This is a genomic window from Oceanobacillus damuensis (assembly GCF_001618145.1).
Taxonomy (GTDB): domain Bacteria; phylum Bacillota; class Bacilli; order Bacillales; family Amphibacillaceae; genus Oceanobacillus; species Oceanobacillus damuensis.
On sequence record NZ_LQNF01000034.1, the window covers coordinates 1 to 11,736 of the forward strand.

The 11,736-nt window shown below is 33.9% G+C and carries 15 protein-coding genes and 2 pseudogenes; 1 reads left to right on the plus strand and 16 read right to left on the minus strand.

The window, feature by feature from the left end; translation table 11 throughout:
- Positions 1–256: 256 nt before the first annotated feature.
- The 12 genes and pseudogenes from A4245_RS16230 to A4245_RS16285 form a co-directional block, all read right to left on the minus strand.
- Complete coding sequence (locus A4245_RS16230; protein ID WP_067729827.1) at positions 257–877, minus strand: DUF4352 domain-containing protein; 621 nt, start codon at positions 875–877, stop codon at positions 257–259.
- Between the two features lie 317 nt (positions 878–1,194).
- The gene (locus tag A4245_RS16235) at positions 1,195–1,398 is read right to left on the minus strand and encodes a hypothetical protein (protein WP_067729829.1); all 204 of its coding nucleotides are present in this window, start codon (positions 1,396–1,398) and stop codon (positions 1,195–1,197) included.
- A 548-nt stretch (positions 1,399–1,946) separates the two neighbouring features.
- Positions 1,947–2,366 (minus strand): bifunctional diaminohydroxyphosphoribosylaminopyrimidine deaminase/5-amino-6-(5-phosphoribosylamino)uracil reductase RibD, encoded by a 420-nt coding sequence (ribD, locus tag A4245_RS16245; RefSeq protein WP_067729833.1) that lies wholly within the window; start codon positions 2,364–2,366, stop codon positions 1,947–1,949.
- A 484-nt stretch (positions 2,367–2,850) separates the two neighbouring features.
- The gene (locus tag A4245_RS16250) at positions 2,851–4,125 is read right to left on the minus strand and encodes an MFS transporter (RefSeq protein ID WP_234402435.1); all 1,275 of its coding nucleotides are present in this window, start codon (positions 4,123–4,125) and stop codon (positions 2,851–2,853) included.
- A 22-nt stretch (positions 4,126–4,147) separates the two neighbouring features.
- Positions 4,148–4,642, minus strand: a complete 495-nt coding sequence (locus tag A4245_RS16255) for an ArsR/SmtB family transcription factor (protein WP_067729835.1) — start codon at positions 4,640–4,642, stop codon at positions 4,148–4,150.
- A gap of 241 nt (positions 4,643–4,883) precedes the next feature.
- On the minus strand, positions 4,884–5,441 hold the full coding sequence (locus A4245_RS16260) for a cysteine hydrolase family protein (RefSeq protein ID WP_067729838.1): 558 nt from the start codon (positions 5,439–5,441) through the stop codon (positions 4,884–4,886).
- A gap of 245 nt (positions 5,442–5,686) precedes the next feature.
- Positions 5,687–5,995 (minus strand): DUF3784 domain-containing protein, encoded by a 309-nt coding sequence (locus A4245_RS16265; protein WP_067729840.1) that lies wholly within the window; start codon positions 5,993–5,995, stop codon positions 5,687–5,689.
- A 197-nt stretch (positions 5,996–6,192) separates the two neighbouring features.
- Positions 6,193–6,378: a hypothetical protein gene (locus A4245_RS16270; RefSeq protein WP_067729842.1), complete on the minus strand. Its 186-nt coding sequence runs from the start codon at positions 6,376–6,378 to the stop codon at positions 6,193–6,195.
- A 279-nt stretch (positions 6,379–6,657) separates the two neighbouring features.
- Positions 6,658–6,948 carry a hypothetical protein gene (locus A4245_RS16275; RefSeq protein ID WP_067729844.1) on the minus strand — a complete coding sequence of 97 codons (291 nt, stop codon included), beginning with the start codon at positions 6,946–6,948 and terminating at the stop codon, positions 6,658–6,660.
- Positions 6,949–6,950: 2 nt separating this feature from the next.
- Positions 6,951–7,115 (minus strand): hypothetical protein, encoded by a 165-nt coding sequence (locus A4245_RS20220; protein ID WP_157087746.1) that lies wholly within the window; start codon positions 7,113–7,115, stop codon positions 6,951–6,953.
- A 69-nt stretch (positions 7,116–7,184) separates the two neighbouring features.
- Positions 7,185–7,700 carry an HXXEE domain-containing protein gene (locus tag A4245_RS16280; protein ID WP_067729846.1) on the minus strand — a complete coding sequence of 172 codons (516 nt, stop codon included), beginning with the start codon at positions 7,698–7,700 and terminating at the stop codon, positions 7,185–7,187.
- A gap of 210 nt (positions 7,701–7,910) precedes the next feature.
- Positions 7,911–8,440, minus strand: a pseudogene (locus A4245_RS16285) (hypothetical protein).
- Positions 8,441–8,534: 94 nt separating this feature from the next.
- Here A4245_RS16285 and A4245_RS16290 point away from each other — a divergent pair.
- The gene (locus A4245_RS16290; RefSeq protein ID WP_067729848.1) at positions 8,535–9,131 is read left to right on the plus strand and encodes a TetR/AcrR family transcriptional regulator; all 597 of its coding nucleotides are present in this window, start codon (positions 8,535–8,537) and stop codon (positions 9,129–9,131) included.
- Positions 9,132–9,267: 136 nt separating this feature from the next.
- On the opposite strand, the gene A4245_RS20225 is transcribed toward A4245_RS16290, so the two are convergent.
- The 4 genes and pseudogenes from A4245_RS20225 to A4245_RS16305 all read right to left on the minus strand — a co-directional run bounded on the left by A4245_RS20225 (position 9,268) and on the right by A4245_RS16305 (position 11,735).
- The gene (locus A4245_RS20225; RefSeq protein WP_157087747.1) at positions 9,268–9,441 is read right to left on the minus strand and encodes a hypothetical protein; all 174 of its coding nucleotides are present in this window, start codon (positions 9,439–9,441) and stop codon (positions 9,268–9,270) included.
- A 230-nt stretch (positions 9,442–9,671) separates the two neighbouring features.
- Positions 9,672–10,388: a RecB family exonuclease gene (locus tag A4245_RS16295; RefSeq protein WP_199860701.1), complete on the minus strand. Its 717-nt coding sequence runs from the start codon at positions 10,386–10,388 to the stop codon at positions 9,672–9,674.
- Positions 10,389–10,477: 89 nt separating this feature from the next.
- Positions 10,478–10,921, minus strand: a pseudogene (gene ssb / locus A4245_RS16300) (single-stranded DNA-binding protein).
- Positions 10,922–10,964: 43 nt separating this feature from the next.
- A complete protein-coding gene (locus A4245_RS16305; RefSeq protein WP_067729852.1) occupies positions 10,965–11,735 on the minus strand; it encodes a hypothetical protein in 771 nt (256 codons plus the stop codon).
- Between the last annotated feature and the right edge of the window lies 1 nt (position 11,736).

An 11,736-nucleotide genomic window follows, 5' to 3' on the forward strand; every position in this document is an offset into this window, starting at 1 on the left:
ACAAAAGGAGCAACACAAGATATTTTGCGTTGCTCCTCTTAAACTATTGCACCAGTTAACAAAATGATTATCTAATTGCAGTTAAATATTTCTATTAGAGTTCTCTTCTTTCTTTTTTCTAAGTTTCACTTTCAATTTTTCAACTCTGTTTATTTTCCTAAATGTTAGTATAGATAAAACACAGATTATATAATACTCGAGGACATAATCAGGTTTATCCGTCTTATCTATAATTCCCATAAAATCTCACCCTAATTTATTCAGCCTCATCCGCTGTAAATTCAAATGAAATGGTATTTGCATTACTATGGTGCTCGCCACCAATTAATTCATAAGAATTACCAGCAGGTAAATCATATAATAATACGCCTGTTTGTGATTCATTCGGTTGTATTTCACCTGGCCACTCTTCCGCAACACCTTCTAAGTAGAACCAAGGGAAACTGCCGGCATTTTCATTTCCTAAACCAATACCTAATCCTTCTTCAGCTTTAACTGGTACGTCGCTTAGGTTTTTAAGTGTTACGTCAACGAGGACATAGGTGCCTTCCTGACTAGGTTCACCACCCAGAGTATCCGCAATCTCAACAGAATTTAGTGTGATTTCAAATTCTCGGGAATCGTCTTGATACCCATACATATAATGAGCCGTGTCACCCATAGATAAGCCCATCTGGTCTTCAGGCAAATCGAAGTTTACCATTGAATTGTCGTTATTATCGTTTCCCGCTTTATCTTCATTTTCTAAAGACGGACTCGTGGTTTCTTCTGCGTCAGGAGTTTCGCTCGCCTTTTCATCTTCTGCTGAATTACTGCAAGCACTAATGAATAGAATACTGATTAATAAAGTTAATACGAATATAATTTTTTTCTTCAACCTATACCCCTCCAAAGTGATTTTTTTCTTAAATACGTTCTAGTTACCTCTTAATTATACGCTAGTATTTGTGTTTTACCATATATTAGTAATTATTAAAAAACTTAACAATCTCCTTGTCATTTTAATAATAAAAGCCGCCAATCCAGACGACTTTTATTTGTCATTTTATCAGTCATTTTTACTGTCATTTGAGTAGTGTTTTTTGAAAATGCAACTCAAAACGGAACCCTTTAATAAGAGATCCGTGTCATTTTCTTCTTAAACTAAAGCACCAGTTTAGTGAAATATCGTATTCACTCTATTAGTATTGAACTTTAGTTATTTTCTTGGCAGGAAAACGAGTAATTTAAATTCAAGAAATCACTTTCTACTTTTGGCATCCCACCTATTTCATAACATCTATCACTTGCAAGACTAATTTCTTTGTTATTGAAGTATGATTGAGTGCTAATTAAAAAGGCTACTGTTACAAAGGATAGGACACCTATCGCTATAAATATTTTTGTTCTTATTTTCATACAATCTCCCCCATTCGTAATTCTTCTATTAGAAACTTGCCATTTACCTCAATATTTCTTTTTTCGCTAATGCACCATATAGTTTAAGAGGGTCAGTGTACAAATTATTGACTTAATCTACTACAAACTGAATGCGAATATAAACCATAAAATTGCAAATCCAAACTCAATAAGAAATCGCCTACTTTTTTTCCTATGAAGATATTTTTCAATACCGTCAAATACAGAACCGACCCCTGCTAATATGAAAATCAACCTAAAAAAGATGAAATTAAAACCATTGATTATGACAGAAATCAATAATATCGCCATCAATATTGCAATTGCTGTTCTAATTATAATCATTATTTTTGTACTTTTCTCTTCCCTGTCGTGAAAAAATATTCCCATTCAATGGCACCGCCTTGTTAAACTTTATTGCTACTTTAGCACAATATCCGATAAGAGTTGTCGAAATGACAACTCCTATTCCTTCTTTCGTTAAAGCACCCGTTTGTTTAAGTACAATATTTCACAAAGTCATTAAGTAGTATTGGTTCAACGTGTCATTAACTTTCTGTTATCCTTTTCAAATAGTTATTTAAATCTTCTTGAATTTTGTTTTCAAAAAGTCCAGCTTCTACAACAACTTCATGTTGTATCAAATGATTTATCCCCTCTCCATTCACTTTTTCATTAGGGTCTTTAATTCCTATTACTACTCTTTTAATTCCTGCCTTTGAAACAGCTTCACAGCAAGGTGGTGTTAGACCATCATGAGCACAGGGTTCTAATGTACTATACAAAGTCGCACCCTCAGCTTTTTTCCCAGCTTGTCGTAATGCATTTATTTCTGCATGACTTCCTCCTTGCATACTTGTATGACCTCTTCCAACTATTTCCCCATCTTTTACTATAATCACTCCAACTGGTGGGTTCTCACCTGTTCTCCCTTGAGCTAATCTACCTTCTAAAATAGCTTCAAACATATAGTTTTTATCATTAAAATCTATTTTTCACCTCTAAATATATTTTAATTTTCACTCCTCTATCCTGCCCATTAGCTCCATAACTCCATCTTCAATAATACCATAATATTCAAAAAATTATTGAAGAAAAAGACAATCGATTTGCTAATCGCCTTGTTTAACTCTTGCACCCAATAGTTTAAGTGAAACTCTTCACAGCATATTATTAACTACAATTCCTTGAGTAGTTTAAAAATGCACTGCTATAAATCACATTATTGCGGACTTATAATAACTTGTTTTAATGAAATGTCCCTCTTGATAAGAAGAATAGGAACGCCACAAAAGGCACTATTTCGCTGTAAATAATAGTTTCGTCGATCCAGAAACGATAAGATAATACTAATAATACCTATGATTATAGGACTGATGTAAACTCTAAAAATACAATCTATTTACAACATTATCTGATTTAATTAGATATCCCTCCCATAATGTTTTATTCCTAAAGTGGTTTACTATATCTTACTATTTTTGGTGAACCGAAAGTTGAATAGTCAATATCTTTGGCAGAAGGTAAATTTCTTGTAACTGAGTCAAAAGTCCAAACAACACCAACTAAAAGGACCACTAACCCACTGAATATAATTATGTATCCACTCGCTAATAATACTCCTAGACTACCACCTATTAGCCCCCCAAGAGGGGTAGCAATTCCACTTATGCTAATTGTAGCAGAAAACACTCTACCCAATAATTTCTTAGGAATTCCTTTTTGTATGATAGTATTTATTACAATATTCGTTATGCCACCAGGCACCCAGGCAAGCCCGTAAATAACAATCGTTAACCAACTCCAAGGTGAAAAGACAGATAAAGCCCAGGCTAAACCACTAAGCATAAACGCAGCTGCATATAATTTCCCTATAGGAAAGTTATCTAGTTTTAAATACGGAGTTAATAATGCACCTAGCAGACTTCCTATTGCTTGGGCCATCAATAGCAGTCCATACATTTCTGGTCCACCTTTATCGGATCCAAAAGCAGGTAGTACAACAAATGTAGCCCCCATTGCTAAATTTATTATTATGATTCCATATAATAGTCTTGATAGTGGGGTAAAGATAATTATTTTCAAACCATCCATTAACTCCGATAAATACTTGGATTCTAAACTTGGGATATTATTTTGAACGTTCTCTTTGTTTATCATAGGCATACGTATTAAAGAAAAAATAAAAGCACCCATTAAGAATGCAATCGCATCTAAAACATAGATAGATATTGCTCCTATTAAAACGATTAAAATACCCGAAATTGCATTACACGCAATCTCAATGCCTTGATATGCCATAGTGAATAAGGAATTTCCTTTAGTCAATTCCTCCTCTCTTAAAAATGTTGGTAAAGCGGCCATTTGTGCAGGATATACAAACATATTTAAAGTAGTTAAAATTGGGGTAATTATTAAAACAAGGGAAACTGTTAAAGAGCCAAAATAAGAAGCCAAGGGAACAGTAAGAAGTAATATTGCTTGAAGGATTTGTGTATAAATTAAAATTGGGCGTATCGGTAATCGGTCAACCAATGGACCAGAGAAAAATTGAATTAGGCGGGGGATTATTGATAAAAATCCAGCCAATCCTGTATAAAAGGTAGAACCTCCTAAATCATAAACTAACCACATCGCTGCAACAGCATATAAACTATCTCCAACATTGGTAAGAATTCGCCCTAAGAACATCCACGTAAAGTTTTTATTCTTAAATATATCCATCATAAAAAACCTCATTTCACCTTTTTTAATCTCCCTTTTCCGTCTCACTTGCAACTAATTTAAACCCAATAGCATATTCTTGTGCCTTAGATAACTCTCTCGTATCCGAGTTATTCACCCACTTTTCAAGTAAATTTTTTACATCTTCAATAAATTCTTCTCGTTCTTCTTCTTTCAAAAATAACCTTAGACTCAAGCTATCGGAAAAAGTTGAATTAAAATCTTCATTTAAAGCTGGATCAATAATTACCCCACTGTTAAACCACTTTGACTTAGCTTTGTAATATTTTTCGATAATTCCTCCTACTTCTTTTGTTTCAACAAGTTCAATTAAACCGCCTTCATATAATTTTTTTATATGATAATGAACATTTCCAGGAGAATTTCCTAATTGGTCAGAAACTTGTTTTGCTGTTCTTGGTTTATTTAAAAGTAAACTGATGATCTTAATTCGTAAGGCATTTCCCAATAATTTTGATTGTTCAATAGAAATTTTTAGAGGAACTTGATTATTATCCAATTTTTATTCACCTTTCTTCTAAATAGTTAACTCATTCTAAAAATATAGAATGAGTTATTATTTTAGTTTAATGGTAATTAATGTACTTGTAAAGTTAATTTTATGAAAATTATAAAAGTTAATGAATTGAACTGTTAATACTGCATAGGACTGCTTCATCTCTCATTTGTGTAAATAAATCCAACCCGATGCATAGAAAATAGTAAAAGCGGTACAATTTTGTACCGCTTTTAAATCCAAATTACCTATATGAGTCGTGAGTTGGACGAAACAAGTCTTCATCTGAATTTCTGACAGTTGAAAAGTGATCAACATTATAATGGCCGTGAAGTGTGGTGTTATGATGCTTTATGATTTGTTCGGTGCTTAAAACATCATTACCCAATGTTGAATGCCCATCACCAACTAATGTTACATCAAATCCATTAATAGTTGCTGTTCTTACAGCACTATCTATACAGTGCTGTGTTTCACAGCCCATAATCACAATATGTTCCATTTGTTGAGATTTTAAATATTCTAGAAGACCCGTTCCATAAAAGGAATTCGTTGCAGATTTATCGAAAATCTTTGCTTCCGTGGGTACATTAATTTCACTATGAATTTGAAATCCATTACCTTTTCCTTCAGCTACATCGAGATCCCTTACAAACACAACTGGAACATCTGCTTTTCTTGATTTTTCAATCACTTTATTTATATTCCCGATAAGTTGCTCTTTATTAAAAATTGTATTTTCTTCTCGATTGCCATCAATTAATTCTTGTTGAGCATCAATAATTAATAATACTTGATTCAAATAATTTTTCCCCTTTCAGATGTAGAGAAACCTATACATTTTTTATTTAGTCGTTATCCCCTTATAACTTTTTACACTAATACTTCTTCTTCATAATACCATAATATTCAAAAAACGGTCTTCGAAGAAAAAGACGATTGCTTTGATGATCGCCCTGTTTAACTCTTGCACCAGTTAGTACAATATCCACCATTCTATTTAATGGATTAATAGCCAATTGCGAATGCTATTCTTTTAATATCAGTCTAAAATCGAAATCGCCAATAATTTCCAACAATAATCATTATCACGACATATATACCGATAATGTATTTAAATATCTGAACAGCACCTTCACCAAGTATTAAAACTACCAATGGCATTGCGACGACTATAATACCTAATATTATTGCGGTCAATCCTGTTCTTTTGGCATATTTATCTTTATCACCGTAAAATGTATTGTCACTATAACCTATGATTAAGGATAGCATTTTTTTCTTCCCAAATAGATAACCTAAATAAATTATAAATATTCCAGTAACAATCGTAGCTATCGTAGTTAAATCACCCATAAAGCCACCCCCGTTGATATCTGTATTACGATTTCAACTCAATAATAGTTTCAATTTTCCATATTTATATCAAAGTATTATCTCCACCGCTTTATTCTACAATTGCCCTTATGTATAAAATCAACAAAAAAGGTGCTTCTCCTTCTTTAAGAATCGCACCAAATACTTAAATTTGAAGTAAATACTATTCATTGGCTTTATCCTTTGCTTTTTTTCATATATATCATTATTCCTGATACAATGAGTACCCCTATGAGAGCTACTACAATTACACTAACCAAAAGTTGCCAATCTACCTCTTCGTTTCTCCATAAACTCATTGTGAATACTGCCATAATGGCACCCACAATCCACGTTATACAAAATTTCAATGTGTTTTTCACTATTCCCCCTCCAAATACAGGAAGTGATTTATATCTTTAAAACGGATTAGGCTTTTGTTAAGTTTCAATATTTCAATAATTTTTTCTTACTGCAATAACCTGCCCCTTTAACGTTATAGGGCTGCCGTATTCGACAGCCCGTTGTTCAGCTATTGCACCCTATAGTTTAAGAACAATTTTCACAAACCTTATTCATTTTTAGTGACCAATATATTTGTTTTCAACGACGGTTATTTTGAGTCATTACTTTGGTAACTTGGCGAAAATGCGTTTTTTATTTCACTTATTATTCCAGGTACAAGTTGGAATAATTGGTAACAATTTACTTAATTGCTTTTGGAAAAATCCCCGCCAAGCAATTTCTTCGCCTAATGCTAAAATGGCAAGTTGAAGAACAAGTAATAATAACGTTTTGAGCGAAATCATAGATTCTATTCTGTCATAAATGTTTTCAATAAATTCAGGCAAGAACAGTGTTGATAAAACAAAACATACAACATTCATAATCAATGGTAAAACAACCCAAATCCAAATTGACTTCTCTTTTAGATTTGCTCCAATTACTTCCATATTTAAACTATCAGAGGAAATATTTTTTCTAAAGCCCTATTGATAAAGAAAAACGCAATACCGACAATGACAGATAATCCAGCAATATTGATTCCCCAGAACTTAGATAAGGAAACAATAGTCATAACTACCATTGCAAGCAGACATAAACTTTTATTTTTAGACATATTTTCCTCCTCTTTTTCTTGTAAAACTTTAGAATACAAAATTTTCACCAAATAACTTAAAAAGTACGATTATAAAAATTGGCGCCACTTCTCTCCAATTTTATGACTAAGGAGAAATACTGGTATAAGAAAGACCATAACAATCATTGCACCAACAACAGAGTCCAAGGTTAGCATGTCAGTGTTGTAGAAGTGGAAGAAAAATAAACTATAATAGGGGATAATTAATAACAGTGATGTCAAGACTCCTGGAGTATAGCATCGTAAGTATAAAGCCTGTAATGGGTGAGTAAAAATGTTCAAGGCAAAAAGTAGATTTACCCCCAATAAGAAATAATAATGTTGTGTCATTACGGAAATCAATATTAATGCAGAGACAAAAAAAGAAAACACAAAAACTATGACAGCAAACTCAGAGGATGTAATCTCTTTATAATTATTAAGTTCCTTTTGTACAAACAAAGGTATCTTATCACGAACACGAGGATACGTTTTTTGAATCCATTTTTCAACCGTTATAATTTCTTCCAAGTTGTGAAGCATAAATATGATTAAGAAAGACAAAATCCATATACTTATATCCATTTTTATTCCCCTTTGTAAACAACCTTCTTTTATACGTCTAACAATTGCTTTACATTTCCCAACATTGAATATGCCACACTAATTCTAACTGGGTTTCAAATCTCAATAGAAATGATGAATACATCTTGATTTGTTTATTATCTTACTTTCATTACTACTTTTTTCTAATCTAGAATTCTGATCATGAAATTTTATTTCGTTTGTCTTTTTCTACACCGTACGTTTAGAGAAAACCGCATTACTAAAACTTATAATAAAATCGATAATTAAAATCATCGACCAAAACTGAATTGTATGCAGTAAAACTTCAGTCTGTGAATGGTTATTAATATAAAGAACAATACCCATTAATATCCCACCACCAATTAACCAGGACAGCAAATGGCGGTACCAACCTTCTCGTTTTTTCCTTGCGTTTCCTTCCTACTTTTATTTTTGACAGGTTTTTCACCATCTCCAAATCGGTAATTAAAGTGTGCATCTGCCCATTTAATCATCTGATGCCCAAAAGCTATACTTACCCCTATATAAATCGCAGCAATACCATGCATGGTAGAGGCAATGGCGCCGTTTGTTAAATCGTATACAGTCGCAATAAGCAATATAAAATCGACGATTGGTGTACAAAGGAGTAAAAACACACTTAGTTTCCTCTTTTTCAATACATATCTAGCAGACAGTCCAGCTAAAACAAACATCCAAAATCCGATTTCACAAGCTATGATTAACCAACCAATCAAAACAAACACTTCCTTTCCTTCACCTTATTTAATACATTTGTATTAAATAATATCATAAATTGTTTATGTAATACAAGTGTGTTAAAATAAATGTATGCCAAAAATAATTGATCATCATAAACGTAAGATCCGTATCGCAGAAGCTACATGGAAAGTCATTGTAGATGAGGGAATTGAAAAGGCATCTGTGAGAAAGATTGCCCAGACTGCTGGACTTTCAGTTGGTTCCTTAAGACACTATTTTTCATCCCAATCGGAATTACTTCGATTTTCCATGGAGTTAGTTTCAGACCGGGTAATCCAACGTTTGAAATCAAGGGAATTTTCAGAAGATCGGGATCCGTTAGAGTTCGTGACAGAAGGTGTATTTGAAGTGCTCCCCATCGATGAAGAACGAAAGATAGAAATGGAGGTGTGGCTTGCTTTTTCGGCAAAAGTTCTTGTCGACTCTACGCTAAGTGAGCTGAGCAATAAAGTGTACGATAACATGCACCAAGGATTGAAAAATGTCATTCATGTCTTGCAATTATTACAATATGCAAAAGACGGACTTTGCCTCGAATTGGAAGTTAACCGGCTCCATGCGATAGTCGACGGAATGGCAATGCATCATTTATTAAATCCAGAACACTTTACAGAGGATGAAATGAAACAAACTTTAATATATCATCTTCAATCCCTTTGTAAATAAACTGTACAATACAAAAATGCAATATGACGATACTGTAAATATAATGAAATTCACCAAACAATGGATTCTAAACCAATAAAAAGCTAATTATGCCTAATGACTAACTTACAATATCACAAAGGTATAATTAGCTTTTTCAGTACTTTAGTTCTTCCACACGATAATCCGAATTATCACTTGTAAATAAAAGAAACGAGTCTACCCTATAAAAAGAAGACTTCTTTTTATAATTCATTAATGTTGATTGATTACACCAGTCAAACCATTCATCTCTTACCGGCGACCAGTAATATTCAAAGTATTTAACCATTGTAAACACCCCGAAAATTAGCTAAATACATTATATTACGATGTAACTGCAACTTTTTTCTTTTTCAACTAAACTGCCTCGTTAGTTTAAGTGAAATTCTTCACAATGTAGATATAATAAAAATTCTGTAAATTTAGTTTACACTAAACATCTGATTACGTAAATGCTTTGTAAGACGTCGCAAACAGCTGACCTTTCTTGCTGAATTTACATAAAAAACACCGCACAGGTTAAATTCCATGCGGTGTTTGCAAACAGTTGTTTTTAATACACTCCCAAGCAAAAGGACAATGACTACATAATCTAGATGGTTGAACTGGAAATAACTTTTCTATTTCGTCAGGAAGTATATCCAGCAATTCCAGTTTTTCATAAATTTCTTTCGCAACCTTTATAGCCCACTTTCTAGCCTTCTCCATATCTTCATGGGTAAATAGGTGACTGCTTTCTTTCCCAAATCGCAAAAAATAGTAGCTGCCCTTTATACTATCAGTTCCTTTTAATTGACTAATTGCCCATGAATAAAGAGCGATCTGTTTACTCTCCAGAACGTCGTAAGGTAATCGATTGGTCTTCCAATCGATGATGGAACCGTCTGGCTGGTACAAATCAATAAATCCTTGTATAACTGGGGAATCTTTTTCGTCTGATAAAGGTAATTTAAAATAGATTTCAGTTTCTCCCATATTTGGCTGGATTGGTGCCCGTTTCACCAAATCTGAAATTTCTTTTTGACTTATACCTTCATGAAAACCAGCTTCCAAATACCCATTCAAAAGAGCTTCATCATGGGCTATGCCTTTAATTTTATCTTCGATTGCCTTATGCACCGCTTTCCCTAGTGCCAACGGTTGTGTTATCGGCTCTTCTTTTCCAAGCACATATTTATTGTAGAATCTGTATGGACACTGTTCATACAGATTTAATCTTGAAAATGAAAAGATCATTGTCCCACCTTCTTTTAGATTGAAATAGAAAAGGAAGATGGACTGACTCATCCAATCTCCCTTTTAAACCCTCATGATTAGATCCTAATCTAAAATGGCAAATCATTATCATCAATATCCATCGGTTGAGTTTGACCGCCATATGGATTCTGCTGTTGCTGCTTTCTGGTGGAGGATTGCTGATGGTTGCCTTGTTGCTTGTTTCCTTGACCGGTTGTCTTCGTATCAAGGAATTCCACATTATCAGCGACCACTTCGGTAATGAACACTTGTTTGCCATCCTGCCCTTGGAATGATCGGGTTTGAATTCGTCCTGACACACCAACTTGCGACCCCTTTCTGCAGTATTAGGCAGTGTTTTCTGCCGGCTTTCTCCATACCTGAACCCGAATGAAATCTGCCTCACGCACATTCTCCTTATTTGTAAATGGGCGATTCACCGCAAGAGTGAAACTAGCCACCGCGACTCCATTCTGTGTGTACTTCATCTCGACGTCCTTTGTCATTCTCCCGATCAATTGTACGTTATTCATATTTAATGCTCTCCTTTGCTATTGATTTTATATTTTCAACTTGCTATACTGAATCAAGCAAAAATCTTTGTGTCGCACGTTCCTTTCGGGAATGTGCCTTTTTATTTTCTCTGTTAAAATAATCTGCATAAATCACATGAATGAGCAAATTCTCCAGTTCAAAGTCCATTGTTTTGATACATGCCTTCCAAGCAATGCGCCCTATTTCTGTTCCTTCCATAGCCCATTCACTACTATCACTCTTAGGTTTTAGAAATTCATCTTGAATTCTTTCATACATGTTAGGTACAGGTGAGTCCCAGCATATTTTAATGAACCATACAAGTAATTCCCTCTGTCTGTTTGGTTGGCCTTCCAGATGGGCGATACACATAAAAAGCGCATAATTAAGGGTTAATTCCTTCCGAACAAAATGTTTCCAATCCCGAAGGACTTCTTCTCTTTTCTCCCGAAAACCTTTAAATGATTTCCTTTTGTATTCCTTCCAGCCGATAATTTCCAGCTGGTATGGGTCCAGTTCGTAAGCCAGGTGAACTGCTTTCTTTCGCTTTTTAAAGTACTTTTGTTTAACTTCACTGAAAGCTTTTCCACTTAATTTAACCTCGAAGTCTATCACTCCACCAGACTCTTTACAATACCAGCATTTATAGACGTTATCTTCTGTGTTCAGTGACAGATAATATTTCTTTCGTTTCCCGGGATGTGAATCCGCTTTACAGAATGGACATTTACACAACGTTTCCCTTTTTCCAAACGATCTCGGATTGAATTGCAAATCATATAATTGTGCAACATCCAAAATACTAGGCAACATC

Excerpts from the sequence above, each read along its gene's own strand:
- A4245_RS16290 (WP_067729848.1), top strand. The coding sequence starts at position 8,535 with ATGCCAAAAATAATTGATCATCATAAACGTAAGATCCGTATCGCAGAA.
- A4245_RS16305 (WP_067729852.1), bottom strand. The coding sequence starts at position 11,735 with ATGTTGCCTAGTATTTTGGATGTTGCACAATTATATGATTTGCAATTC.
- A4245_RS16265 (WP_067729840.1), bottom strand. The coding sequence starts at position 5,995 with ATGGGTGATTTAACTACGATAGCTACGATTGTTACTGGAATATTTATA.
- A4245_RS16280 (WP_067729846.1), bottom strand. The coding sequence starts at position 7,700 with ATGGATATAAGTATATGGATTTTGTCTTTCTTAATCATATTTATGCTT.
- A4245_RS20220 (WP_157087746.1), bottom strand. The coding sequence starts at position 7,115 with ATGTCTAAAAATAAAAGTTTATGTCTGCTTGCAATGGTAGTTATGACT.
- A4245_RS16275 (WP_067729844.1), bottom strand. The coding sequence starts at position 6,948 with ATGGAAGTAATTGGAGCAAATCTAAAAGAGAAGTCAATTTGGATTTGG.
- A4245_RS16235 (WP_067729829.1), bottom strand. The coding sequence starts at position 1,398 with ATGAAAATAAGAACAAAAATATTTATAGCGATAGGTGTCCTATCCTTT.
- A4245_RS16295 (WP_199860701.1), bottom strand. The coding sequence starts at position 10,388 with ATGATCTTTTCATTTTCAAGATTAAATCTGTATGAACAGTGTCCATAC.
- A4245_RS20225 (WP_157087747.1), bottom strand. The coding sequence starts at position 9,441 with ATGGTTAAATACTTTGAATATTACTGGTCGCCGGTAAGAGATGAATGG.
- A4245_RS16250 (WP_234402435.1), bottom strand. The coding sequence starts at position 4,125 with ATGATGGATATATTTAAGAATAAAAACTTTACGTGGATGTTCTTAGGG.
- ribD (WP_067729833.1), bottom strand. The coding sequence starts at position 2,366 with ATGTTTGAAGCTATTTTAGAAGGTAGATTAGCTCAAGGGAGAACAGGT.